Source organism: Micromonospora sp. WMMD736 (assembly GCF_049179015.1).
Lineage (GTDB): Bacteria > Actinomycetota > Actinomycetes > Mycobacteriales > Micromonosporaceae > Micromonospora.
This window is the reverse complement of sequence record NZ_JBMHMI010000001.1, coordinates 1544792-1568866: the sequence shown is the minus strand read 5'-3', so window position 1 is coordinate 1568866 and position 24075 is coordinate 1544792. Positions and strand designations below refer to the sequence as shown.

At 71.8% G+C, this 24075-nt stretch carries 22 protein-coding genes; 13 read left to right on the top strand and 9 right to left on the bottom strand.

Annotated features, from left to right (window positions below; all coding sequences use genetic code 11):
- Positions 1-93: 93 nt before the first annotated feature.
- The 4 genes from ACN269_RS06875 (at position 94) to ACN269_RS06860 (ending at position 6606) form a co-directional block, all read left to right on the top strand.
- Positions 94-1332, top strand: coding sequence for a flavin-dependent oxidoreductase (locus tag ACN269_RS06875; RefSeq protein WP_421471612.1), 1239 nt, complete (start codon positions 94-96; stop codon positions 1330-1332).
- Positions 1329-1796 (top strand): MarR family winged helix-turn-helix transcriptional regulator, encoded by a 468-nt coding sequence (locus ACN269_RS06870; protein ID WP_421471611.1) that lies wholly within the window; start codon positions 1329-1331, stop codon positions 1794-1796. The genes ACN269_RS06875 and ACN269_RS06870 overlap by 4 nt, the downstream gene beginning before the upstream one ends.
- 49 nt (positions 1797-1845) lie before the next feature.
- A complete protein-coding gene (locus ACN269_RS06865) occupies positions 1846-2310 on the top strand; it encodes a DUF3237 family protein (protein WP_421471610.1) in 465 nt (154 codons plus the stop codon).
- Between the two features lie 366 nt (positions 2311-2676).
- A complete protein-coding gene (locus tag ACN269_RS06860) occupies positions 2677-6606 on the top strand; it encodes a ThuA domain-containing protein (RefSeq protein WP_421471609.1) in 3930 nt (1309 codons plus the stop codon).
- Between the two features lie 49 nt (positions 6607-6655).
- On the opposite strand, the gene ACN269_RS06855 is transcribed toward ACN269_RS06860, so the two are convergent.
- Genes ACN269_RS06855 through ACN269_RS06845 form a run of 3 tightly spaced genes read right to left on the bottom strand, consistent with a single transcriptional unit; the run spans position 6656 to position 8028 of the window.
- The gene (locus ACN269_RS06855; protein WP_421471608.1) at positions 6656-7072 is read right to left on the bottom strand and encodes a hypothetical protein; all 417 of its coding nucleotides are present in this window, start codon (positions 7070-7072) and stop codon (positions 6656-6658) included.
- Positions 7073-7122: 50 nt separating this feature from the next.
- Entirely contained in the window at positions 7123-7536 is a 414-nt protein-coding gene (locus ACN269_RS06850) for a hypothetical protein (RefSeq protein WP_421471607.1), read from the bottom strand.
- A gap of 39 nt (positions 7537-7575) precedes the next feature.
- On the bottom strand, positions 7576-8028 hold the full coding sequence (locus ACN269_RS06845) for a septum formation initiator (RefSeq protein ID WP_421471606.1): 453 nt from the start codon (positions 8026-8028) through the stop codon (positions 7576-7578).
- 103 nt (positions 8029-8131) lie between these two features.
- Here ACN269_RS06845 and ACN269_RS06840 point away from each other — a divergent pair, with 103 nt between their 5' ends.
- From ACN269_RS06840 to ACN269_RS06830, 3 genes are read left to right on the top strand one after another with little or no spacing between them, the layout of a single operon-like run.
- Positions 8132-8827 (top strand): response regulator transcription factor, encoded by a 696-nt coding sequence (locus ACN269_RS06840; RefSeq protein WP_421471605.1) that lies wholly within the window; start codon positions 8132-8134, stop codon positions 8825-8827.
- Entirely contained in the window at positions 8824-10110 is a 1287-nt protein-coding gene (locus ACN269_RS06835; protein WP_421471604.1) for an ATP-binding protein, read from the top strand. Before ACN269_RS06840 ends, ACN269_RS06835 begins: the two co-directional genes overlap by 4 nt.
- Positions 10111-10138: 28 nt before the next feature.
- Positions 10139-10693 (top strand): DUF5872 domain-containing protein, encoded by a 555-nt coding sequence (locus ACN269_RS06830; protein WP_421471603.1) that lies wholly within the window; start codon positions 10139-10141, stop codon positions 10691-10693.
- Here the strand turns inward: ACN269_RS06830 and ACN269_RS06825 are convergent.
- On the bottom strand, positions 10677-11558 hold the full coding sequence (locus ACN269_RS06825; RefSeq protein ID WP_421471602.1) for a LysR substrate-binding domain-containing protein: 882 nt from the start codon (positions 11556-11558) through the stop codon (positions 10677-10679). The two genes, ACN269_RS06830 and ACN269_RS06825, sit on opposite strands and share 17 nt — an antisense overlap.
- 70 nt (positions 11559-11628) lie before the next feature.
- Between ACN269_RS06825 and ACN269_RS06820 the strand changes: the two genes are divergently transcribed.
- The gene (locus ACN269_RS06820; RefSeq protein ID WP_421471601.1) at positions 11629-12108 is read left to right on the top strand and encodes a GNAT family N-acetyltransferase; all 480 of its coding nucleotides are present in this window, start codon (positions 11629-11631) and stop codon (positions 12106-12108) included.
- A gap of 96 nt (positions 12109-12204) precedes the next feature.
- Complete coding sequence (locus ACN269_RS06815; RefSeq protein WP_421471600.1) at positions 12205-12717, top strand: PepSY domain-containing protein; 513 nt, start codon at positions 12205-12207, stop codon at positions 12715-12717.
- Positions 12718-12808: 91 nt separating this feature from the next.
- Here the strand turns inward: ACN269_RS06815 and ACN269_RS06810 are convergent, their stop codons facing one another.
- A complete protein-coding gene (locus tag ACN269_RS06810) occupies positions 12809-14701 on the bottom strand; it encodes an ABC transporter ATP-binding protein (protein WP_421471599.1) in 1893 nt (630 codons plus the stop codon).
- A gap of 68 nt (positions 14702-14769) precedes the next feature.
- Here ACN269_RS06810 and ACN269_RS06805 point away from each other — a divergent pair, with 68 nt between their 5' ends.
- Positions 14770-15279 (top strand): pyridoxamine 5'-phosphate oxidase family protein, encoded by a 510-nt coding sequence (locus ACN269_RS06805; RefSeq protein ID WP_421471598.1) that lies wholly within the window; start codon positions 14770-14772, stop codon positions 15277-15279.
- A 184-nt stretch (positions 15280-15463) separates the two neighbouring features.
- Here ACN269_RS06805 and ACN269_RS06800 read toward each other — a convergent pair whose 3' ends face one another.
- From ACN269_RS06800 to ACN269_RS06790, 3 genes are all read right to left on the bottom strand, one after another.
- Positions 15464-16717 carry a DUF222 domain-containing protein gene (locus tag ACN269_RS06800; RefSeq protein WP_421471597.1) on the bottom strand — a complete coding sequence of 418 codons (1254 nt, stop codon included), beginning with the start codon at positions 16715-16717 and terminating at the stop codon, positions 15464-15466.
- A 162-nt stretch (positions 16718-16879) separates the two neighbouring features.
- Positions 16880-18097 carry a chitosanase gene (locus tag ACN269_RS06795; RefSeq protein WP_421471596.1) on the bottom strand — a complete coding sequence of 406 codons (1218 nt, stop codon included), beginning with the start codon at positions 18095-18097 and terminating at the stop codon, positions 16880-16882.
- A 138-nt stretch (positions 18098-18235) separates the two neighbouring features.
- Positions 18236-19135 (bottom strand): LysR family transcriptional regulator, encoded by a 900-nt coding sequence (locus ACN269_RS06790; protein ID WP_421471595.1) that lies wholly within the window; start codon positions 19133-19135, stop codon positions 18236-18238.
- A 70-nt stretch (positions 19136-19205) separates the two neighbouring features.
- On the opposite strand from ACN269_RS06790, the gene ACN269_RS06785 reads away from it, so the two are divergent.
- Together ACN269_RS06785 and ACN269_RS06780 are read left to right on the top strand one after the other, a co-directional pair.
- Positions 19206-20084, top strand: a complete 879-nt coding sequence (locus ACN269_RS06785) for a dihydrodipicolinate synthase family protein (protein ID WP_421471594.1) — start codon at positions 19206-19208, stop codon at positions 20082-20084.
- Positions 20085-20247: 163 nt separating this feature from the next.
- Positions 20248-20862, top strand: a complete 615-nt coding sequence (locus ACN269_RS06780; protein WP_421471593.1) for a hypothetical protein — start codon at positions 20248-20250, stop codon at positions 20860-20862.
- 13 nt (positions 20863-20875) lie between these two features.
- On the opposite strand, the gene ACN269_RS06775 is transcribed toward ACN269_RS06780, so the two are convergent.
- Positions 20876-22501 carry a glycoside hydrolase family 43 protein gene (locus tag ACN269_RS06775; protein WP_421471592.1) on the bottom strand — a complete coding sequence of 542 codons (1626 nt, stop codon included), beginning with the start codon at positions 22499-22501 and terminating at the stop codon, positions 20876-20878.
- Positions 22502-22755: 254 nt separating this feature from the next.
- Here ACN269_RS06775 and ACN269_RS06770 point away from each other — a divergent pair, with 254 nt between their 5' ends.
- Complete coding sequence (locus ACN269_RS06770) at positions 22756-24051, top strand: extracellular solute-binding protein (protein ID WP_421471591.1); 1296 nt, start codon at positions 22756-22758, stop codon at positions 24049-24051.
- Positions 24052-24075: the final 24 nt, after the last annotated feature.

Here is a 24075-nt window from a genome sequence, read left to right as displayed (position 1 = left end):
GAGCGAAAGATTCCATTGAGAAACGTCTTGACGAGCCACAATTTTGTGACCAAACTGTGCGGTTGGTTGGGCGGCCGGGGAGGGAGCGACGATGTGGCGATCGTGATCGTGGGCGCCGGAATCGGCGGCCTCACCGCCGCGCTCAGCCTGCACCAGGCCGGGTTCCGGGACATCGCCGTCTACGAGCGCGCCGCCGCGCTGCGCCCGCTCGGCGTCGGCATCAACCTCCTACCGCACGCGGTCCGCGAACTGACCGAGCTGGGCCTCGGGGAGCGCGTGGCGGCGCTGGGCGTCCCGCCCGGCACGCTGGCCTACTACAACCGGCACGGACAGCAGATCTGGCACGAGCCACGCGGGCTGGACGCCGGATACCGCTGGCCGCAGCTCTCCGTGCACCGCGGCCGGTTCCAGCTGGAACTCCTCGCCGTGGTGCGGGACCGGCTGGGTGCCGACGCGGTCCACACCGGTCACCGGCTCGTCGACGTGCAGGACGGCGTCGCCCGCTTCGCGACGGCGGCCGGGGAGGTCCGCGTCGCGGGTGACCTGATCGTCGGAGCGGACGGCATCCACTCCGCGCTGCGCCGGCAGCATCATCCCGGCGAGGGAGCGCCGCTCTGGAACGGGCTGACGCTGTGGCGGGGAGCGGTGCGGGCGTCTGGCTTCCTGGACGGACGGACCATGATCATGGCCGGTGACGCGGAGCAGAAGTTCGTCGCGTACCCGATCGCTCCCGGCCTGATCAACGTGGTGGCCGAGCGGCGCGGTCCCGGTGTCGCCGGGCCGAACGCGGACTGGAACCGGGCGGTCGACCCCGCGCCGGTCGTCGCGCTCTTCGCCGGCTGGCGGTTCCCGTGGCTCGACGTGCCGGCGCTGCTGGCCGCCGCCGACGAGATCCTCGAATACCCCATGGTGGACCGGGACCCGATCGACACCTGGACCCACGGCAACACGACCCTGCTCGGCGACGCGGCACACCCGATGTACCCCAACGGTTCCAACGGGGCGTCGCAGGCGATCCTGGACGCCCGGACGCTCGCCTTCCACCTCGCCACCGCCCCGACGGTCCGGCAGGCGCTCGACGCCTACGAGGCGGACCGGCGGCCGGCGACCAGCGCGCTCGTGCTGAGCAACCGGCGGCAGGGCCCGGAGCAGGTGATGGTGCTCGCCCACGAGCGGGCCCCCGATGGGTTCGCGCACATTCACGACGTCATCCCGCCGGACGAGCTCACCGAGATCGCCACCGGGTACAAGAAGGCGGCCGGCTTCCTGCCCGCCGATCTCAACGAACGGCCCTCCCTGACGCCGACGGTCTTTTCGGGCGTTCTACCGTGACCGGGTCGGAGGCGACCGAGCTGGACGCGGCGCGACTGGCGTCGGTGATCTCACCGCTGCGCCGCACGCTGCTCGCCGCCGCCCGGGCCGCCGAGCACCTGCCGGAGATCCCGGACGCGCAGATCGAGATCGTGCGGGCGCTGCCCCGGGGCACCGTGTCCGGTCCCGGTGAACTGGCCGAACGACTCCGGCTGAGCCGCTCGACGGTCAGCAACCTCCTCAGCACGATGGAAGCCAACGGTCTCGTCGAGCGCCGCCCCCGCCCCGGTAACCATCGCCACGTCGAGGTCCTCGCCACCCCGAAGGCCCTCGACCTGTTCGACCGCTTCGACCTCGTGAGCGGGGACCTGGTCGCCCGCGCCGCGGCCACCCTGTCGGCGGCGGACCGGGCGGCCCTCGCCGCCGCGGTGCCCGCGTTGGAGGGCCTCCGCGACGCCCTCGCGCAGATCAAAGACCCCCCATGAGTACGCCTCAACCGCGCCGCCGCCCCGTCGAGCCGCCGGGCGGGACCCGGTGAGCGCCCCCGCCGTTCCCGGCCTGGAGGCCGCGTTCGAGGTGGCGGCCCGGCTCGGCGCGCTGGAGGACCACGGGGTGACCCGCGCGGGCCACCGCCGCGTCGTGCCCATCGTTGGCGGCCGGATCACCGGCCTGTTCGAGGCGGAGATCCTCCCCGGTGGGGCCGACTGGCAGGTGGTCCGCCCCGACGGCGCCATCGAGATCGACACGCGCTACTCGGCGCGCACCGCCGACGGGGGCCACATCTACCTCCGTACGTTCGGTGTCCGCAGCGGACGCCCGGAGATTCTCGAGGCGTTGCTCCGCGGCGAGCCGGTCGACCCCGCCGAGTACTACTTCCGCCTGGGCGTACGGCTGGAGACCTCGGTGCCCACGCTGACGGTCCTGGAGCAGAGCATCTTCGTGGCGTCCGCGATCCGCGAGGCCGACCGCGTGCGCTACACCGCCTACCGCGTCACCTAGGGCGTGTGTCAAAGCCCCTGGCCGGCCTGCGGCGGGCCCAGACGACGGCCGGCGGCGTTGGAGATGGGCTCGGATACAACACCGGTATCCGAGCCCATCTCCGCCTTGCCGGACCGCCGCCTGGACTCCGCCTCGGCTCGACCGAGGACTTTGACACACGCCCCAGGGCCGGTTGCGGGACGCCGCACGGAACCACCCGGAAACCGTAATTGGATCTTCCTTGCCGGAGTCGTCCTGACCTGCCGAGATAACGCTCTCTCGGATAGTGCGGAAGTCCTTGACGCGGTGGTAATCGACCCGTAACGATGCATGCACCTCACCACCACCGGCGTGATCGGCGCACGTCGTCCGCGAAAGGACCTATCCGTGCGCAGATCTCCGAGAGCATGGCTCGGCGCTGTGTTGAGCGCGATCCTCGTGTTGGGCGGCGTCGTCGCCACGCCACCCGCGGCCAGCGCCGCCCCGTACACCGTCCTGGTCTTCAGCAAGACCGCCGGATTCCGGCACGGCTCCATCACGCCGGGCATCGCGGCGATCCAGCAGCTCGGCGCGGCCAACGGCTTCACCGTCGAGGCCACCGAGGACGCCGGCCAGTTCACCGACGCCAACCTCGCCCGGTTCGCGGCGGTGATCTGGCTGTCCACCACCGGCGACGTGCTCAACGCCGCCCAGCAGGCGAGCTTCGAGCGCTACATCACGGCCGGCGGCGGGTACGTGGGCGTGCACTCCGCCTCGGACACCGAGTACGACTGGCCGTGGTACGGCGGGCTCGTCGGCGCGTACTTCGCCTCGCATCCGGCCGAGCAGACCGCCACCGTGACGGTCGCCGACCAGGTGCACCCGTCCACCAAGGGGCTGCCGCAGCGGTGGAGCCGCTTCGACGAGCTGTACAACTACCGCGCCAACCCCCGGGGCGCCGTGCACGTGCTGGCCACCCTCGACGAGAGCACCTACACCGGCGGCAGCATGGGGTACGACCACCCGATCTCCTGGTGCCAGAACTACTCCGGCGGCCGGGCCTGGTACACCGGCCTCGGCCACACCGACGCCTCCTACGCCGACGCGGCCTTCCGACAGCACCTGCTCGGCGGCATCCAGACCGCGGCCGGAGCGGTCACCGCCGACTGCGGCCCGACGGTCACCACGAACTTCCAGCAGGTGGCGCTGGCCAAGGGCGCGGCCGAGACGGGCGAGCCGATGAGCCTCACCGTCCTGCCCGACCGGGGCGTGCTGCACACCTCCCGCGACGGCGTGATCCGGCACACCGACGCCGCCGGCAACACCAAGGTCGCCGGCACCCTCGCCGTCTACACCGGCGACGAGGAGGGCCTACAGGGCATCAAGGCCGACCCCAACTTCGCCACCAACCGCTGGGTGTACGCGTACTACGCGCCCCCGTTGAGCACGCCCGGCGGCGGCGCGCCGGCCACCGGTACGCCGGCCGACTTCGCCGTCTGGGACGGCGTCAACCGGTTGTCCCGCTTCACCGTCAACGCCGACAACACCATCAACCTGGCCAGCGAGACGCTGATCCTCAACGTGCCCACCAGCCGGGGCATGTGCTGCCACGTCGGCGGCGACATGGACTTCGACGCGGCCGGCAACCTCTACCTGTCCACCGGGGACGACACCAACCCGTTCGACTCGGCCGGCTTCACCCCGATCGACGAGCGGTCCGGTCGCAACCCGGCCTTCGACGCGCAGCGCACCTCGGCCAACAGCAACGACCTGCGGGGCAAGGTGCTGCGCATCAAGCCGAGCGCGGCGGGCGGCTACACCATCCCGGCCGGCAACATGTTCGCGCCCGGCACGGCGCGGACGCGCCCCGAGATCTACGCGATGGGCTTCCGCAACCCGTTCCGGATGAGCGTGGACAAGGCCACCGGCATCGTCTACCTCGGCGACTACGGCCCCGACGCGGGCACCGCCGACCCGAACCGGGGGCCGGCGGGCAACGTCGAGTTCGCCCGGATCGACCGGCCCGGCTTCTACGGCTGGCCGTACTGCACCGCCCGCAACGACGCCTACAACGACTACACCTTCCCGTCCGGGCCGTCCGGGGCCAAGTTCAACTGCGCCGGCGGACCCGTCAACAACTCGCCGAACAACACCGGCATCACCCAGCTCCCGCCGGCCATCCCGGCGTGGCTCCCGTACGGCGGTTCCGGCTCGCCGCCCGAGTTCACCGGCGGTGGCCTGTCGCCGATGGCCGGCCCGGTCTACCGGTACGACCCGAACAACACCTCGCCCGTGGCGTTCCCGCAGTACTACGACGGCACCTTCTTCGCGGGCGAGTTCGGCCGCCGCTGGATCAAGAACGTCAAGCTCGACTCGACCGGTCAGCCCCTGAAGATCAACCCGTTCCCGTGGACCGGAACGCAGGTCATGGACATGGAGTTCGGCCCGGACGGCGCGCTCTACGTGCTCGACTACGGCACCGGCTGGTTCAACGGCGACGCCAACTCGGCGCTCTACCGCATCGAGTACGCCCGCGAGGGCCGGGCACCCGTGCCGAAGGTCACCGCCACCCCCACCAGCGGCACCGCGCCGCTGACCGTGGCCTTCTCCTCGGCCGGCACTCTCGACCCGGACGGCGACCCGTTCACCTACGCCTGGGACTTCGACAACAACGGCACCACCGACTCGACCGCCGCGAACCCGAGCTTCACCTACACCACCAACGGCACCCGCAGCCCGACGCTGACCGTGCGGGACACCACCGGCAAGACCGCCACCGCGAGCGTGGTCGTCACCGTCGGCAACAGCGCGCCGGTGGTCACCGTGAACACCCCGTTGAACGGGCAGACCTTCAGCTTCGGGGACGCGATCCCGTTCTCCGTCACGGTCACCGACGCCCAGGACGGCACCGTCAACTGCGCCCGGGTGAAGGTGAACTACGTCCTCGGCCACGACTCGCACGGCCACCAACTCGGCAGCGTGCAGGGCTGCACCGGGGTCATCCAAACCTCGGCCGACGGCGAGCACGACAGCGCGGCGAACATCTTCGGCATCATCGACGCCGAGTACACCGACCTGGGCGGGGGCGGCCAGCCGGCACTGACCACGCACACCCAGGCGGTGCTGCAACCCCGCGTCCGCCAGGCCGAGCACTTCGGTGACTCGTCCGGCGTCCAGATCGTCGCCGGGGCGGCCGGGCACGGCGGGGCAGCGGTCGGTTACATCGACAACAACGACTGGATCTCGTTCCGGCCCTACAACCTGACCGGCATCCAGTCGTTCAGCGCCCGGGTCGGCGCACCGGCCGGCGGCGGCGGGACGCTCGAACTGCGCGTCGACTCACCCACCGGCCAGTTGGTCGGCTCCGCGACGGTCACCTCCACCGGCGGGTACGCGAACTTCGCCACCGTCACCGGCGGAGTGACCGCGCCGACCGGCACCCGGACGTTGTACCTGGTCTTCAAGGGCACCGGCCCGTACTTCGACATCGACGAGTTCACCCTCTCCACCAGCCCCGGCGGACCCGGCCCGGACCCCGACCCTGGCACGGGCACCAACCTGGCCAAGGGCAAGCCGGCACGCGCATCCAGCTACGAGGGCGCGTTCGTCGCGGCCAACGCGTTCGACGGTGTCGCCGGCACCCGTTGGGGCAGCGCCTTCGGCGACCCGCAGTGGATCGACGTGGACCTCGGCGCGACGTACGCCCTCAGCCGCGTCAAGCTGACCTGGGAGGCCGCGTACGGCAGCGCGTACCAGATCCAGACCTCGACCGACGGCGTCACCTTCACCACGGTCCGCACGGTGACCGGCGGCGACGGCGGGGTGGACGACCTGACCGGCCTCACCGGCTCCGGCCGGTACGTCCGGCTCCTCGGCACCGCCCGCGGTACGGCGTGGGGCTACTCGCTCTACGAGTTCGAGGTGTACGGCGGCACCGGCACCCCGACCGGCGGCAACCTGCTGCTCAACAAGCCGACGACGACGTCCAGCACCGAGGGGGCCGACGTGACCGGCGCGCAGGCCGTCGACGGCAACCTCACCACCCGCTGGTCGAGCGCGTTCTCCGACCCGCAGTGGATCCGCGTCGACCTGGGCAGCCCCACCGCGATCGGGCGGGTCAAGCTCGCCTGGGAGGCGGCGTACAGCAGCGCGTACCAGATCCAGACCTCCAACGACGGCACCACCTGGACCACCGTGAAGACGGTGACCGGCGCCGACGGTGGCGTGGACGAGCACAGTGGCCTCGGCGCGAACGGCCGCTACCTGCGCATCTACGGCACGGCCCGGGGGACCGGCTACGGCCATTCCCTCTGGGAGGTCGAGGCGTACCAGAGCTGAACCACCACCACGGCGTGGCCGGCACGGTTCTCCGTGCCGGCCCACGCCGTCAGCGGCTGGGGGTCGGCGTCGGCTGTTGCTTGACGAACGCCCACGGGGGCTCGCCGAACACCTTGGTGCACGCCGCGAGGAGCCCCTGCTGGGCGTCGGCGAGGCGGCGGTAGGCAGGCTCCTTGTCGACGGTGGGATCGTTCTGCACCCACAGGTCGCCGGCTTCCTTGGCGGCGGACGCGAGCTGCTTGCCGGCTTCCTGGATGCCAGGATCGGTCGACGACACCGCTCGGGTGGCGGTGCCCAGGTCATCCGCAGGGGAGGGTTCCTTGCGCGCCATGGCGCCGATCAGACGGGCGCAGGCACCGGCGGCATACCCGTCCGAGGGCGCGGTGGGGCTGTTGGCGGGCGCGGGCGTCGCGGCGGGGGAGCAGCCCGCCAGGACGAGAGAAGCGACGACGAGGGTACGGATCACCGCAGCAGAGTAGCGATCCTGCCGCAGCGCCTGCCGCCCACGTCGGTCAGTCAGCTGCTGGGCGTGGGAGTGGGCTGCCCGGCAAACTCCCACGGCGGCTCGCCGAACACCTTGGTGCACGCCGCGAGCATGCCCTGCCGCGCCTCGGCCAGGCGGAGGTCCGCGGGCCCGGTGTCGATGGCGGGGTCCTTACGGAAATAGATGTCGCCGACCTCCTTGGCGGCCGGTCCCAGCCGCTCACCGGCCGCCCGGATGTCCGGGTCGGTCGAGTAGGCGGCGTGATTCGCGGCGCTCGCGTCCATGAACGGGGGCAGGACGTTCTTTTTCAGTGCGTCTGCCAGGTACCGGCAGGCGGACACGGCGCGCGGGTCCGAGGCTTTGGTCGGGCTGGCCACGGGGTCGGGCGCAGCGGTCGGCGAGCAGGCTGCCAGGACGAGAGAAGCGACGACGAGGGTACGGATCACCGCAGCAGACTAGCGATCTTGCCGCAGCAGCACGAACGGTTAGTCGTCGGCGACGGCCACCGGTTCGGTGCCGATGCAGCGGACCTTCAACTCGTGCTTACCGCCCGAACCCTCGAAGGTGACCTCGACGTCGTCGTCCGGGCCCCGGTCCACCTCGTGCACCCGGTAGCCCTGCGCGGGCGCCCACGACACGAGGCGTACCCCGTCGGGGCCGCACTCGGCCACGGCGGTGCCGCCGCCGGTGGCGAAACTGCGGCGGACCCCGGCGCTGGCGCTCGGTGCGGCGCTCGCCGTGGACGGCCCGCCCGTGGTGCCACCGGGCGTCGGCTCCGGTGCGGCGAGCGCCCGTTCGATCTCGGCCTCGCTGCGCACCCCGCCCGGCGTGCCGGTGATGCTCTCGCCCACCAGCCGGATCGCGCCCAACCCGATCAGGGTCGCCACGGCGACGGTGGTCACCCACCCGGCGGCCACGAGGACCGAACGACGGCTCATGACACCGACTATCCCCGATCCACGGTGGTCGTCGGCATATCCGGAGGCTAAGGCACGGTTAACGTGCGTCACGCCGGCATCGGCACCGGCTAGCCTGCCTGCTGTGGCCCGCCTGCTGCTCATCGAGGACGACCTGACCATCCGTACCCCGCTGCTGCGCGGGCTGCGGGAACGCGGCCACGCGGTCGCCGCGGCCTCGACCGCGATGGCGGGCCTGCGGGACGCCCTCGACGACCGGCCCGACCTGGTGGTGCTCGACCTGGGCCTGCCCGACCTGGACGGACGCGAGCTGCTGCGGATGCTGCGCGCGGTCAGCTCCGTGCCGGTCATCGTGGCGACCGCCCGCGACGACGAGGCGGAGATCGTCCGGGTCCTCGACGCGGGCGCCGACGACTACGTGGTCAAGCCGTTCACCGCCGCGCAGCTCGACGCGCGTGCCCGCGCGGTGCTGCGCCGGGGTCCCGCCGGCGTCGACGCCCAGGATCCGTCCCTCGTGGTGGGCGGCCTGCGCGTCGATCCCCGGTCCCGCCAGGTCACCCTGGACGGCACGCTGGTGGAGCTGACGCCGCGCGAGTTCGACCTGCTGCACCACCTGGCCGGTCGGCCCGGGCAGGTGGTCACCAAACGCGAGCTGCTCACCGAGGTCTGGCAGATCCCGTACGGCGGGGCCGACAAGACCGTCGACGTGCACCTGTCCTGGCTGCGTCGCAAGCTGGGGGAGACCGCCCAGCAACCCCGCTACCTGCACACCGTGCGCGGCGTCGGCGTACGCCTCGAAGCGCCCGCGGTCCGCCCGTGAGGGCGCGTCTGGCGCTGCTGGTCGCGGCGGTCAGCGTCCTCACGCTGATCGCGTTCCTGGTGCCGCTGGCCCTGCTCGTGCGCACCGTCGCCCAGGACCGCGCGACCGTGCGGGCCACCGCCGACGCGCAGAGCCTCGTGCCGGTGGTGGGCACCGCCGATGCGCCCACCATCCGGCTCACCGTCGAGCAGCTCGCCGCGGAGTCCGGCCGACCGGTGAGCGTCTTCCTGCCCGACGGCACGGTGCTCGGTGCCCAGGCGCCCCGTACGCCGGCGGTGGCCCTGGCCGCACGCGGGCAGAGCCTCACCGGGGAGTCGGCTGCCGGCCGGGAGGTGGTCATCGCCGTGCAGGGCCGGGCGGACGGCACCGGCGTCATCCGGATCGTGGTACCCCGGCAGGAGCTGACCGCCGGGGTGACCCGGGCCTGGCTGGTGCTGGCGCTGCTCGGCGTGGTGCTGGTGCTGATCGGGCTGGTGGTCGCGGACCGGCTGGCGCGCACGTTGGTACGGCCGATCAGCGACCTGTCCGCCGTGTCGCACCGCCTGGCGAACGCCGAACTGGACGCCCGGGTCGTGCCCGCCGGCCCGGCCGAGTTGCGCGAGGTCGCCGGGGCGCTCAACCACCTCGCCGGCCGCATCCAGGTCCTCCTGCTCCAGGAGCGCGAACAGGTGGCGGACCTGTCCCACCGGCTGCGGACACCCCTGACGGCGCTGCGGTTGGAGGCGGAATCACTGCGCGACCCGGACGACGCGGCCCGGATCGCGGCCGCCGCCGACGGGCTCGAACGCGCGGTCACCGGGCTCATCCAGCAGGCCCGCTGGCGGCACGCCCCCGCGCCGGGCACGGTCGCGTCCGACGCCGCGGCGATCGTCGCCGACCGGGTCGCGTTCTGGTCGGTGCTCGCCGAGGACACCGGCCGGGCCGTCCACCTCGACCTGGCCCCCGGCCCGCTGACCGTCGCAGTCGCCGCCGACGACCTGACCGCTGCCGTGGACGCCCTGCTCGGCAACGTCTTCGCGCACACCCCCGACGGCACGCCGTTCACCGTCCGGCTCGTGTCCGACGCCGGGGAGGTGCTGCTCACCGTCGCCGACGAGGGCCCGGGGATGCCGCCGGGCGCCGTCCAGCGGGGTGCCAGCGCGGCCGGCTCCACCGGGCTCGGGCTGGACATCGCCCGCCGCGCCGCCCAGGCCGGTGGCGGTCGGCTGGAGCTGCGCTCCGGCCCGGAAGGTGGGGCGCAGGTGGTGCTGCGGCTCGGCCCGCCGCGGCAGCGCGAGGCATAGCCGCTGCGCTGCCGGGTAGCTGCCAACCATGGCGCGGTATACGAAACCCGAGCTCAGAGAGCAGATCAAGGAAGAGATCAAGGCGTCCGACAAGGGCGGAAAGCCCGGTCAGTGGTCGGCACGCAAGTCGCAGCTGGTGACGCAGGAGTACAAGCGGCGCGGCGGCGGATTCCTGGGCGAAAAGGACGAGCGGCAGAAGGCGTTGCAGCGCTGGGGCAATGAGAAGTGGCAGACCAAGGAGGGCGACACGCGCGCCCGCAAGGACGGCACGACGAGCCGCTACCTGCCCAAGAAGGCCTGGGACGAGATGTCCGAGAGCCAGCAGCGCGCGACCGACACCAAGAAGCGGGAGGCGTCCCGGACCGGCCGGCAGTACGTCGCCAACACCGGCCCGGCCAAGAAGGCGCGACGCGACGCCACGACGGCCGGTCGGATGTCGGAGATGTCGGTGGCCGAGGCCAGCAAGCTCGTCCGTGGCCTGGACACGCGACAGCTCCGGACCGCCCTGCGCAACGAGCACGCCGGCAAGGACCGCAAGACCCTCGTCCAGCGGCTGGAGGCGGAACTCAACCGGCGTGGCTAGCCGTTCCGAAGCTCGTCGAGGTGACCCGGTCGTCGTCCCGGCGACGCAGGATCCGCATCTCGGTGGTGGCCTCGGTGCCGGTCAACGGCAGCACCGCCACCGGAGGGGGCGCCACGGCGGTGATGCTCGCCGGTGCGATCGTCACTCCGAGGCCGGCCGCGACCAGGTGTGCCAGAGTGGTCCAGCTGCCGGCGTCCTGGACGATCCGCGGTGTGTAGCCGGCGTCCAGACACGGTCGGAGGTTGCGCTGGTAGGCCCGCTCGCCGGCCACCCGTGGGAAGTAGACGAACGGGTCGTCCCGCAGCACCACGGCGTCGATCGCGCGGTCTCGGGCGTGTGGGTGGTCGGCCGGCAGGACGGCGACGAACGCCTCGGTGGCGAACGTGACGCCGACCAGGTCGTCGTGGTCGTCCGGGTCGCGGACCACGCCGAGATCGACCTCGCCGTTCAACAACCGGTCGACGATGGTCGCCGTGTACGCCTCGTGCAGGCGTAGGTGGACGGCCGGGTGGCGCTCACGGAAACGACGGATCGGCCCGGCCAGCCCGAGCTGGATCGCCGAACTGACGAAGCCGATGTCGAAGCGCCCCTGCTCGCCGCGCCCGATCTGGCTCGCCTCGTGCACGTCGTCGGACACGGCTGCCAGCACCCGCCGGCACCGGACGAGATACGCCTCGCCGGCGGGCGTCAGCGCCACCGACCGTGAGGTGCGGACGAACAGCGGCGTACCGATCATCGCCTCGAGTTGGCGGATCTGCTGCGACAGCGGCGGCTGGGCCATCCGCAGCCGCGCCGCGGCCCGGCCGAAGTGCAGCTCCTCCGCGACCGCGACGAAGTACCGCAGGTGGCGCAACTCGGGATCCATACGTCGAGGATATGAATCGGTCCCAACAAGATATTGGACGTTCGAATGGCGGCGACCGGAGAATCGACTCATGAAGCCGAGCACGCTGACCGTCGCGTCGATGACCACCGCCGAGGAGGCCGCGGCCTTCCGGACGCTCAACGAAGAGTGGATCTCCCGCTTCTTCACCATCGAGGAGTCGGACCGCCTGACGCTCGGCGACCCGTTCGCCGCCATCGTCGAACCGGGCGGCGACGTGCTCGTGCTCCGCGACGGCGGGCAGATCGTCGGCTGTGTCGCGGTGATGCACAGCTCGGCGGGCGTCTTCGAGTTGTCGAAGATGGCGGTGACCCCGGCGGCGCGCGGCAGGGGCCTCGGCCGCCAGCTCATCGAGGCGGCGATCGAACGCGCCCGCCAGCTCGGCGCGGCCACCCTGTTCCTCGTCAGCAGTACCAAGCTCCCGAACGCCGTGCGTCTCTACGAGACGGCCGGCTTCCAGCACGTCAGGGCGGACGAGATCCCGCTGTCGCCGTACGCCCGCGCCGACGTCTTCATGCGGATGGCGCTCTGACCGCCGGCTTAACCCGGCCTTAGCGTTCGGACAGCGCGCTGCTATCCCGGTTCCACCGATCCTCGGAGTCGACAACGAGGAAAGGTGGGCACCACGATGAAGCGGACCAATCTGCTCCTGGCGGCGACCGGCGGGGCGGCGGTGCTGGCGGTGGCCGGGGCCGCGTTCGGCGTCACCGCCGCGAAGGACTCGCGCACCGACACGACGCTCGCCGCCGCGACCGTCGCGCCGACGGCCGAGGGCACCACCGCCGGGCCGGCGACCGGCGGTCCGTCGTCGACCGGCACTCCATCGGGTACGCCGACGAGCGGTGCCCCGTCGCCCAGTGACGCCCCGTCCGCGGCCGGCGCGGCTGTCGACGAGAAGCGAGCCGGCGAGATCGCGCTCGCCAGGGCTGGCGGCGGCCAGATCGTGGAGGTCGAGGCCGAGCAGGAGAACGGCCGCCCGGTCTGGAGCATCGAGATCGTCGCCGGCGACACCGAGCACGAGGTGGACGTCGACCGCGAGAACGGCTCGGTGGTCAAGGCCGAGCAGGAACCGGTCGACGCCGACGACGACGCCGATGACCAGGACGACGACGCGGACGACGACGACGGCGACGACGACTGACCGTCGCAGCTCGCCGCCCGCCCCGGGATCGACCGGGGCGGGCGGCGTGGCGTTGCTGGGCCGTGGCGCGGTTCGTGAAGCTGGTTGCGCCCTAGATCGGCACGCGTTGTTCCTGGACCGTCGGTTGGTCCTGGGCGAACTGCGTGCGGTACAGCTCGTGGTAGCGACCGCCCGCCGCGAGCAGGTCGCTGTGTCGCCCACGTTCGACGATCCGGCCGGCCTCCACCACGAGGATCTGGTCGGCCGCCCGGATGGTGGAGAGCCGGTGCGCGATGACCACACTCGTGCGGCCGGTCAGGGCCTCGGCGAGGGCGTCCTGGACCGCCGCCTCCGAGGTGGAGTCGAGGTGCGCGGTGGCCTCGTCGAGGATGACCACGCGCGGACGGGCCAGCAACAGTCGCGCGATCGTCAACCGTTGCCGCTCGCCGCCGGACAGGCGGTACCCGCGTTCGCCGACGATGGTGTCGAGCCCGTCGGGAAGCGTACGGATCAGGTCGTCGAGGCGGGCCCGCCGCAGGACGTCCCACATCTCGTCCTCGGTGGCGTCGGGCCGGGCGAACGCCAGGTTGGCGCGGATGCTCTCGTGGAAGAGGTGCCCGTCCTGGGTCACCACACCCAGCGCCGTTCGGATCGACTCCGCGGACAGGTCGCGGACGTCGACGTCGCCGAGCTTCACGGTTCCGTCGTCGACGTCGTACAGGCGGGGAACCAACTGCGCGATCGTCGACTTCCCCGCCCCGGAGGAGCCCACGAGGGCGACCATCTGACCCGCCTCGGCGCGGAACGACACCCCGTGCAGCACGTCCTCGCCGCCGCGCGTGTCGAGCTTCACCACGTCCTCGAGGGACGCCAGAGACACCCGGTCGGCCGAGGGGTAGCCGAACCGTACCCCGTCGAACTCCACCGCGACCGGCCCGTCGGGAAGGCGTCGGGCGTCGGGCTTGTCGAGGATCAGCGGCCTGAGGTCGAGGATCTCGAAGACCCGCTCGAAGCTCACCAGCGCGCTCATCACCTCGACCCGGGCACTGGCCAGCGACGTCAGCGGCGCGTAGAGGCGCGACAGGAGCAGCGCGAGGGCGACCACCGTCCCGGCGTCGAGGCTGCCGCGCAGGGCGTACAGGCCACCCAGCCCGTAGACCAGGGCCAGCGCCAGCGAACCGACGACGGTGAGCGCGGTGATGAAGACCCACTGGAGCATCGCGGTACGGACACCGATGTCCCGTACCCGCCGGGCCCGGGCCGCGAACTCGGCGGACTCCTCGGCCGGCCGCCCGTACAGCTTGACCAGGGTGGCGCCGGGCGCCGAGAACCGTTCGGTCATACGTGTGCTCATGGCCGCGTTGTGCTCGGCCGCCTCTCGCTGCAGGCGGGCGAGCCGGGCGCCCATCCGGCGGGCCGGTAGCACGAAGATCGGCAGCAGGACGAGCGCCAACAGCGTGATCTGCCACGAGAAACTGAGCATGACGGCCAACGTCAGCATCAGCGTGACGGCGTTGCCGACCACGCTGGACAGTGTGTCGCTGAAGGCCCGCTGTGCGCCGATCACGTCGTTGTTCAGTCGGCTGACCAGCGCACCCGTCCGGGTCCTGGTGAAGAACGCCACCGGCATACGTTGCACGTGGTCGAAGACGGCCGTCCGCAGTTGGACGATCAGCCCTTCGCCGATGCTGGCGGAGAGATATCGCGTCACCAGGCCCAGGCCGGCCTCGGCGAGGGCGATCACGGCGATCAGGACGGCCAACCGGACGACCACGCCGCCGTCGGCGCCGTCCACGATCGCGTCGACCACCCGGCCGGCGAGAATCGGCGACGCCACCGTGAGGACGGCCGTCACCACACTCAACAGCAGGAATCTGACGATCAGCGCGCGGTGTGGACGGGCGAACCGCCCGATCCGCTTCAGGGTGGCGCGGGACAGCGGTCGCTCGTCCCGCGCGTTCATCGCGTGGCGCAGGGACGTCCACGCGGTAACTTCCATACTCATGCCTACCTCCGATGTCGGAGGTTAGGACCTCATCCGAGCTTCAGGTCAAGCCGCGATAAGGTTCCCGCGTGCCGTTGACGAATCCCTGGCTGGCCGGGCCCACGCCGGCCGGGCGGCTCGACCGTGAACGGCTCGAAGAGCGCATCCTCAACCTGCTGTCGTCGCAGAACATGTGCGTGCTCGCGACCACGGGACCGGACGGACCGCTGGCCACTCCGGTGCGGTACTACCCGCTCGGCTTCACGGTGCTGTTCACGGCGGCGCCGCGTTCGCCCAAGATGCGCAACATCGCCGCCGATCCGCGAGTGTCCATCGGGATCTTCGCGCCGCTGGTCGGGCTGGCCAGCAGCCGGGGGGCTCAGGTGTTCGGAACTGCCCGGGTGCTCGATCCGGGGCATCCGGACCGTGCGCACCACTGGGAGGCGTTCCGCTGGGAGAACGAGCACGCCGAGCGGGGGCGATCGCTCTCCGAGCCGCCCGAGGACACCCTCGTGGTCGTCGTGGCGGAGCGGATCGTCTACACGGAACACTGGCTGCGACGCGAAGGACTGGCGCCGCGCCAGCACTGGCGTCGCTGAGAACGCCGCTCTCGGCGGCGTGGTCACCGCCACGCCGCACCGCACACCAGCCCCCAGACTGATCAGCAGGACACGCCCTACGGTCTGCCGTAGAAGAACTGGTTCGCACGCGGTGGGCCTGGTCCGGCCGGGCTGCGACATGCCGCGTCTCCGCCATGGCTCGGCCGCCTGCCCGGAACAGGCTTCAGCAGCGTCGGTGGTAGTGGTTACGGCGGGGGATCTGGTCGGGGTCCAGCCAGGCCGGCGGAACGAATACCGGTGCGCCGTCGCTGCCGAGCCGGACCGTCCACTCTCCCTTGTGTACGTGGCGGTGGTGGTAGCCGCAGAGCAGGACGGCGTTGGCAAGGCTGGTAGGGCCGCCGTCGACCCAGTGGCGGATGTGGTGGGCGTCGCACCAGCGGGGCGGCCGGTCGCAGCCCGGGAAGGCGCAGCCACGGTCGCGGAGCACGAGGGCGCGCCGCAGGGGACCGGTGACGAGGCGGCGTTGCCGGCCGACATCGAGTGGCTGGCCGTTGCCGCCGAGCACGGCGGGGAGGATGGCGGCGTCGCAGGCGAGCCGGCGCACCGTCTGCGGAGTCAGGGCGAGGCCGGTGTCGAGCGTGCCGGCATCGAGCTGCTGGCTCAGGGCGTCGTAGTCGGTGGTGACGACGATCTGGGCATGCTCGCGACCACTCGCCGGCAGGTCACCGGTGCGGACGGCGAGTCGGCAGACGTCGGCCAGGGCGTCGTGGCGGCGTTGGCCCGGCGTACGGGTGTCGTCCGGGCCGGTGGGGCCGCTGAGCGGGTCGATGGCGGCGCGGAGCAGGCCGGCGGTTTCGGCGTCGAGGGTGCCGGCGAGTCGCAGCCGCCCGTCGGTCTGCTCGGACACGGTGAGGTGTCGGTCGCGGTCGGCTCGGCGGGCGTCGGCGTCCAGCGCGGCCTTCGCCGCCGCGTCGGCGACGTCCGGTGCGACGTGGTCGAGGATGCGGGTGCTCATCCTGCGCAGCAGGGTCGGATCGAACTGGCCGGCCCACTCGACGAGCACGCCGGCGGCCTTGTCGGCGACCGCGGCACCGGCGGCGGAGTGCACAGCGGTCACGGTGTCGGTGATGACGCGGGCCTGCTCGGCGGTGATGACACCGTCGGCCAGAGCCCGCCGTGCCCCGTCGTTGCGGCCGTCGTCGAGGGCGGCGGCGAGGTCGACGAGCCGCCGGGCGGCGGGAATCGTGAGGCGCAGGCGTTCGCGGAGCCACACGGTGGTGCCGGACGCGCCCTGGGCGCGAGCCGTGCCGCGACCGTCCAACTCGCGTACGAGCGTCAGTTGGAGCGCGACGAGGCGTTGCGCGAGGCGGTGCGCGGCGTCGAGCGCGGCGACAAGGTCCTGCTCGCCCAGGCTCCAGACGGCGGCATCGAGGCAGGCGGAGACCGCCTCGTCCGCCTGCGCCAGCTCTTCGACCACGACCCGACACTAGAACACGTGTACGACAACTTCAGTAATCATGATCGATTGGAGGTGTGGGTGGAACCCCGGCGCTGCGGGTGGGAATGCACCCGACAGTGATCGCGCCGCCACCCGTGCCCCTTCGAGGCGTGGGTGGCGGCGCGAGGCGTCACCTGGCGATCAGCCGATGCGGAACTGCTCGCCGTAGACGGCGAAGGTCAGCGGCGTGTTCAGGTTGAAGTTGCCGTTGTTGAGGAACACCCGCTGGGCCGTGTCGACGCGGGAGGTGTCCGAGTGGGCCTCCTCCTTCTTCATCTCGATGACCCGCTCGTCGAGGAACGCGTTGAGCCAGGTCCGCTCGTCGCCGCCCTGCGCCGGGGGCTTCGCCCGGGTGAGGGCGCGGCTGCGGATCTGACGCATGCCCTCGTACCCGTGCATGACCGCCGCGTCGTAGTAGGCGAACTGGCCGAGGGCCCGTACCCCGTCGTTCTTGCCGTCGCGGACCGACGGGTTGAAGTAGACCCGGTCCCGCTCGGCCTCCTGCGCGGCTCGGAACACCGAATCGTTGGCGGCGGTGCGCCAGTCGCGGGGGAAGTTCGGGTCGAGGCCCGAGTGTGACGCGGTGCCGTTGACGGCGCGCAGCGCCGGCAGGTAGCCGGACAGTACGTTGCCGGGCTTGGTGTTCGTGTACGCCTGGACGAGTTCGAGCATGTCGCCGGTGCCGGAGCAGAAGCCGATGATGCCGGCGGTGTAGCCGCGACCGTCGCCGATGTCCTCGATGTAGGAGAACTGGGCGCGCCAGTCGAGCGAGGAGTTCTCGGCCGCCGAGACGAGTTGCATGGCGACGTCCTTCTTCGCCGGGTCGTCGAGGTTGGCGCCGGTGGAGCCGCTGGCGGTGGGCGTGGGGGTGGGGGTGCCGCCGCCGGGGAGGGTCCACTGCTGGTTGGTGGTGCCGCCGCAGGTCCAGATCTGGAGCCGGGCGCCGTTGGCGGTGCTGCGGTCGGTCACGTCGAGGCACTTGCCCGAGGCGGTGTTGACCAGGGCGCCGCCGCTGCCGGCGGTCCACTTCTGGGCGCCGGTGCCGTTGCAGTCGTACAGCTGGATCTTGGCGCCGTTGGTGGTCGATGCGGCGGTGACGTCGAGGCACTTGCCGAGCGCGCGGATGGAGCTGTCGCTGTTGCCCACCGTCCACGTCTGGGCCGCCGAGCCGTTGCAGTCGTAGAGCTGCACCGCTGTGCCGTTGGCCGAGCTGGCACCGGCCACGTCGACGCACTTGCCGGCCAGGCCCTTGATCGGACCGGCGGTCGCGGCGCTGGCCGACGGCAGGCCGTAGCCGACCGCCGCGACGCCGATCAGCAGGGTGCCCACGGCGTAGGCGGCTGTTCTCTTACGCACCATGGTGTTCCTCGGGGGGAGAGGGGCGGCATGCCGCCGACCGGTCGGGTGCCCGGCCTGGGGGGAGGGCGCGGGGGGCACCACGAGAATCAGGAAACTGTATTAACAGATAGCAGTATGTCGATCATCTGTCAATCGGGCTCAACCGGGCATTGTGGTGGCGGCGCCGCGCAGCGCGGCGACGCACGCGAGCACCGCGGGGTGGTCGCCCGCGCCCCTGCGGTAGGCGACCCGCGTACGGCGGCGGATGGCCAGCGGCAGGAGTCGGACCGCCGGGGCGGGCCGCGTGATGGCGAGTTGGGGGACCAGGGCGACGCCCTCGCCGGCGGCGACCAGCGCGAGCGTGGCGGTGAAGTCGTCGACGTGGTGCCGCACCGCCGGCGCGAAGCCCGCCATCTGGCAGACGTGCAGGGCGACCGAGTGACAGAGCGTCCCGGGAGTGCCGACGATCCACTGCGCGTCGCGCGCCGCGCCGACCGGATCGGCGCCGCCGCCGTCCGACACGACCCCGGGGGGTACGGCGAGGTGGACCGTCTCCTCCAGCAGTGCGATCGAGTCCAGCGCCGGATCGGGCGGGACCGGTGTGATGTCGTAGTCGTGCAGGAGTGCGACGTCGAGCTGCCGGCTCCGCAGGGCGGCCGGCATGTCGACCGGATCCAGTTCGGTGATCATCAGGTCGAGCGCCGGATGGTCGCGGGCCAGGGTGACCAGCGCCGCCGGGAGCAGGGTGCGGACGGCGCTGGGGAAGGCGCCGATGCGTACGGTCCCGCGCAGGCCGGTCCGGGCGGCCGCGAGGGTCGCGTCGGCGGCTTCCAGTGCGGCCAGGACGACCTCGGTGTGCCGTACGAGTGCGGTTGCCGTCGTCGTGAGGGTGACCCGGCGACCGGTGCGCTCCAGCAGCCGGGTGCCGGCCTCCCGTTGCAGAGCGGCCAGTTGCTGCGAGACGGCGGACGGCGTGTAGGCGTGTGCCTCGGCGACCGCGGCGATGGTGCCGAGCCGGGCCAGGTCCCGCAGCAGAACGAGGCGACGGACGTCAAGCATCAGCTCAGCTTACGTATTGCGTGAGCAATCGGAACTGGACCTTCCTGGTTGATCGACCGAGAGTGAAGACATGACGCTGACCGGCCTGTACGTGCCCCTGATCACCCCGTTCGACAGCTCCGGAGCCGTCGCCACCGACGCGTTGACCACGCTGGCCGCCGACGCCCTGGACGCCGGCGCGGCCGGTGTGGTCGCGTTGGGTACGACGGGCGAGCCGGCCGCCCTCAGCGACGAGGAGCAGAGCGTCGTCCTCGACGTCCTGGCCGCGGTGTGCCGTGAACGTGGCGCGCGCCTGCTCGTCGGCGCCAACAGTGTCGCGGCGTTACGCGCGCTGGGGGAGCGACCCGAGGTGACGGCGGCCCTGAGTCTGGTACCCCCGTTCCTGCGTCCGGGTCCGGCGGGAGTGCTCGCCCACTTCGCCCACCTCGCCCAGGCCAGCCCGGTGCCGCTGGTCGTCTACCACGTCCCGTACCGGACCGGGCAGCAACTCCACGCCGACGACCTCCGCCGGCTCGCCGAGGTGCCCGGCGTCGTCGGCGTCAAGTACGCCACCGGTCAGCTCGACGCGGACACGATCGACCTCCTCGCCGACGTCCCGCCCGGTTTCGCCGTACTCGGTGGTGACGATCCGCTCCTCTCGCCGCTGCTCGCCCTCGGCGCGCACGGTGCGATCGCGGCCTCGGCACAGGTGGCGGCGGCGGAGTTCGTCCGATTGGTCACCCACTGGCAGGCGGGCGACATCGTGGGCGGGCGGTCGCTCGGTCAGCGGCTCGCGGGCCTGTCGGTCGCGCTGTTCGCCGGTCCCAACCCGACCGTCATCAAATCGGTGCTGCACGCCCGGGGACGCATCCCGACCCCGGCGGTGCGACTGCCGCTGCTGCCCGCCGACCAGGACGCGACCCGGCGGGCGCTCCGTCAGTTGGACCGGGTGGCAAGCGAGCCGACCTGACCTCGCGACGCGACACGTCGGAGACGAAGATCATTTGTTCATCCGGCCGTCGCACGGCCGTGTGCGTCGGTCGCTATCGTCAGCCCGCGCGCGGGCCCCGAGGGTGCCTGGAAGCGCACCGACAGGGTGCGTCAGCAGCACCACCGACCCGCAAGGAGCTTTTATGGCAGTCGATGTCCGTCGTACCGCGCCCTGGTGGGCCGCCGCTACCGCCGTGCTCGCCGTGGCGGCGCTGTCGGCTTGCGGCAGCGCCGACGGCGCCGAGCCGGCCGCCGCGCCCACCACCGGCGGCGCGGTCGCGTCGGCGGCGAGCGCGCCGCCCGCGCCGGCGCAGGGCAAGCTGCGCGGGTACGGCACGGTGCAGCAGCTCACCGAGGCCGCGGACCTGGTGGTACGCGGCCAGGTCGCGTCCGCCGGCTTCCGGGTCGACGAGGTGCTGCGGGCCAAGACCAATCCGGCGGTACGCCCCGGAACGTCGATCGCGCTCGCCAGCCTCGACGCCGGGGTGGCCGACATGGCCCACATGTCGACCCTCGACGTGGGCCAGAACGTGGTCCTCTACCTGTCCCGGGACGCCGGGACCGCGACCCCGACGTACCGGACGCTCAGCGGCGACTTCGGCATCTTCGACGTCACCGGATCCGGTGACGACGCCGTCGCGGCCACCCGTTCGCAGGCCATGGCCGTCAGCGGCCTGCGCACCGAGGACGCGACGGCGTCGGGTCACGGCTTCCGCACCACCCTCGGCGAGTTGCGCGCGGTCGCCCGACGGCCGTGAGGCGTTCGTCAGGTCAGTGTTCCCGGTAGGTGGCGTGGTCGAAGTCGGCGTACACCCCGTCACCACCGAGATCCTGCACCCACAACCCGACGAAGGCGCCGGTGAAGCCCCACGCCGCCGGCTCCCCGTCGATGATCAGCGCGGCGTGCTCGTCGGACAGGATGGTCGCGTCCAGGTCGACGGGCAGACGCTGCCACCCGGCCCCGAGGTCGTAGTCGAAGCGGACCACCGGCCCGTCGAACACCGCCCGCAGACCGACCCGGGCGACACCGCTGGCGTCGACGGTCAGCTCGGGGTACGGGGTGCGCCGGCCGTTGTCGGAGCTGAGCAGCTCCAACACCGTGCGGCCGTCGTCGGCGCGGGTCAGGTAGAGGTGGTGCCAGTTCAGGGTGTTGTAGTACGCGGTGATCCCGGCGAGCTGCCGGTGGTCGAGCGGGTCGAACTCGACGACCGTCTCCAGCGAGCAGTGCGTCGCCCCGACCCGTCGCGCGACCAGGCTCGGCGCCTGCCGACCCACCGGCGACTGTCCGCCGTGGATGCGCAGGTGCGAGGGCCGGGAGCGCAGGTCGACCCAGTCCGTGGTGGCCGGCCGGCGCAGCGTCGACCAGCAGGATTCGAGTTCGGCGGCGTCGAAGTCGTCGGTGGCGGGCTCCTCGGGCCACGGGTGCGGCGACAGGTCCGGAGCGACGACCTCCTCGGCCGGAACCCCACCGGGGATGCGGGGCCAACCGCCGTCCGGCCACTCGACCCGCTGGATCGCGGTCTCCCGCCCGAGCACGCAGTTGCCCAGCGGTGAGTAGGGGCGGCCGACCAGGTGGGCCAGGTACCACCCACCGTCGGGGGTCTGGACCAGGCTGCCGTGCCCGGCCTTCTGCAGGCGCAGGTCGGGTCGGCCCACCGAGGTGAGCAGCGGCCCGTCCGGGTCCACCTCGTACGGGCCGAACAACTCCCGCGAGCGCGCCACGGTGACCTGGTGCTCCCAGCTCGTGCCGCCCTCGGCGGTGATCAGCCAGTACCAGCCGTCGCGGCGGTACAGGTGCGGCCCCTCGGTCACCCCGACCGGCGTGCCGGTGAACAGGATGCGGGGCCGGCCGACGAGCCGCCGCGCCGCCCGGTCGTACTGCTGGATCTCGATACCGCCGAAGCGGTCCCGGCCCGGACGCCAGTCGGCGCTCATGCTCAGCAGCCAACTGGTGCCGTCGTCGTCGTGGAACAGCGCGGCGTCGAAGCCGCGCCCGTGCAGCTTCACCGGGTCGGACCAGGGTCCGGCGATGTCGGGCGCGGTGATCAGGAAGTTCTGCGGATCCCAGTAGCCGCTGGCGAAGCTGGCCACGTCACTGTAGACGAGGTGGAACTCCCCGTCGTGGTACGTCAGGTCGGGCGCCCACACGCCGTTGGAGTCGCCGCAGCCGCGCAGATCCAGCAGGCGGCGGTCGGTGATTATCCCACCCAGTGGGCGCCAGTTCACCAGGTCGCGCGAGTGGTGCACGCGCACCCCGGGATACCACTCGAAGGTCGAGGTGGCCAGGTAGAAGTCATCGCCGACGCGCAGGATCGACGGATCCGGGTGGAACCCGGCGAGGACGGGGTTGCGGATCGACCAGGCAGCGGTCGCCACGTCAGCGGTGTCGGTCGACACGAGGGCTCCTCTGTGCGGTGCGGCTGTGAAACTTCCGGAAACTTGCGGGGACCAGATCACTGGAAGCCCCTCGTACGGTAGCCGGTCTTATCGCGATAGGACAGGGGTCTTGACCGCTGGGGGAACTGCTCGTAGCGTCCCGGCCATCGATCGGTAATACCGACGAAGCAATGAAAGTTCCGGAGATCCAGGTTCGAACCCTTGCCGGCTCGGCCGGCGTCCGAGCACACCGTGAGTCCCCGAAGGGATGGATCATGACAGCGCACCTTTCCCGCCGATCGCTGCTCGGCATCGCCGGCGCCGGCGCCGGCGCCTACCTGCTCAGCGCCTGTAGCGGCGACGACAAGTCCAGCGACCCGAACGCGGCGCAGACGATCAACTGGTGGCACATCCAGAACACCGAGCCGATGCTGCCGGTCTGGGCCGCGATGGCCAACGAGTACAAGACCGCGCACAGCAACGTCACGTTCACCATCCAGCCGCTGGAGAACGAGGCGTTCAAGGCCAAGCTGACCACCGCCACCCAGGCCGGCGACCCGCCGGACCTCTTCCAGTCCTGGGGCGGCGGCGTACTCAAGCAGCAGGTCGACGCGGGTCTGGTCAAGGACCTCACCGACGACGTGAAGGACCTGGTCGGCGGCATCCTGCCGGCCGCCATGGGGCCGTACACGATCGACGGGAAGATCTACGGCATCCCGTTCGACATCGGCATGGTCGGCTTCTGGTACAACAAGGACCTCTTCACCCGCGCCGGCATCACCGAGCCCCCCGCCACCTGGGCCGCCCTGCTCGACGCGGTCCGCAAGCTCAAGACCGCCGGCATCACCCCGGTCGCCATCGCCGGCAAGGACAAGTGGCCGGCCCACTTCTACTGGTCGTACCTGGCGATGCGGATCGGTGGCGTCGGCGCGCTGCAGAAGGCCGTCGACGACAAGAACTTCGACACCCCGGACCTCGTGGCCGCGGGTGAGCGGCTCAAGGAGCTCGTCGACCTGCAACCCTTCCAGAAGGGCTTCCTCGGCGCCGAGTACGGCTCTCCGGACGGGCAGGCCGCCACGATGGGCAACGGTGGTGCGGCCATGGAGCTGATGGGTCAGTGGGCGCCGGCGGTGCAGGCCTCCAGCTCGACCAGCAAGAAGGGCATCGGCGACAAGCTCGGCTTCTTCCCGTTCCCCGCCGTCGACGGCGGTAAGGGCAGCGCCACCGAGGTGTTCGGCGGCGGCAACGGCTTCGCCGTCGGCAAGGACGCCCCGCCCGCCACGATCGATTTCCTGAAGTTCCTGCTCAGTGTGGACAACCAGCGGCGGTCCGCGAAGACCGGCGCGGTCCTGCCCACGGTGAAGGACGCCACCGACGCCATCAGCGACCCGAACAACAAGGTCGTCGCGGAGACCCTGGCCAAGAACACCGGCTTCCAGCTTTACCTCGACCAGGCGTACGCGCCCGCGCTCGGGCAGCAGATCAACGACAGCGTCGCCGAGATCATCGCCGGCAAGAAGGCGCCCGCGGCGATCCTCAAGGACATCACGCAGGTGGCGAAGACCGTCTGAGCGTGACCCCGTACCCATCCGTAG

What these genes read in the sequence shown, in the direction of transcription:
- ACN269_RS06845 (WP_421471606.1), bottom strand. Translation starts at nt 8,028, where the DNA reads ATGAGCCGTCGTTCGGTCCTCGTGGCCGCCGGGTGGGTGACCACCGTC.
- ACN269_RS06830 (WP_421471603.1), top strand. Translation starts at nt 10,139, where the DNA reads ATGGCGCGGTATACGAAACCCGAGCTCAGAGAGCAGATCAAGGAAGAG.
- ACN269_RS06825 (WP_421471602.1), bottom strand. Translation starts at nt 11,558, where the DNA reads ATGGATCCCGAGTTGCGCCACCTGCGGTACTTCGTCGCGGTCGCGGAG.
- ACN269_RS06820 (WP_421471601.1), top strand. Translation starts at nt 11,629, where the DNA reads ATGAAGCCGAGCACGCTGACCGTCGCGTCGATGACCACCGCCGAGGAG.
- ACN269_RS06815 (WP_421471600.1), top strand. Translation starts at nt 12,205, where the DNA reads ATGAAGCGGACCAATCTGCTCCTGGCGGCGACCGGCGGGGCGGCGGTG.
- ACN269_RS06810 (WP_421471599.1), bottom strand. Translation starts at nt 14,701, where the DNA reads ATGAGTATGGAAGTTACCGCGTGGACGTCCCTGCGCCACGCGATGAAC.
- ACN269_RS06795 (WP_421471596.1), bottom strand. Translation starts at nt 18,097, where the DNA reads ATGGTGCGTAAGAGAACAGCCGCCTACGCCGTGGGCACCCTGCTGATC.
- ACN269_RS06790 (WP_421471595.1), bottom strand. Translation starts at nt 19,135, where the DNA reads ATGCTTGACGTCCGTCGCCTCGTTCTGCTGCGGGACCTGGCCCGGCTC.
- ACN269_RS06785 (WP_421471594.1), top strand. Translation starts at nt 19,206, where the DNA reads ATGACGCTGACCGGCCTGTACGTGCCCCTGATCACCCCGTTCGACAGC.
- ACN269_RS06780 (WP_421471593.1), top strand. Translation starts at nt 20,248, where the DNA reads ATGGCAGTCGATGTCCGTCGTACCGCGCCCTGGTGGGCCGCCGCTACC.
- ACN269_RS06770 (WP_421471591.1), top strand. Translation starts at nt 22,756, where the DNA reads ATGACAGCGCACCTTTCCCGCCGATCGCTGCTCGGCATCGCCGGCGCC.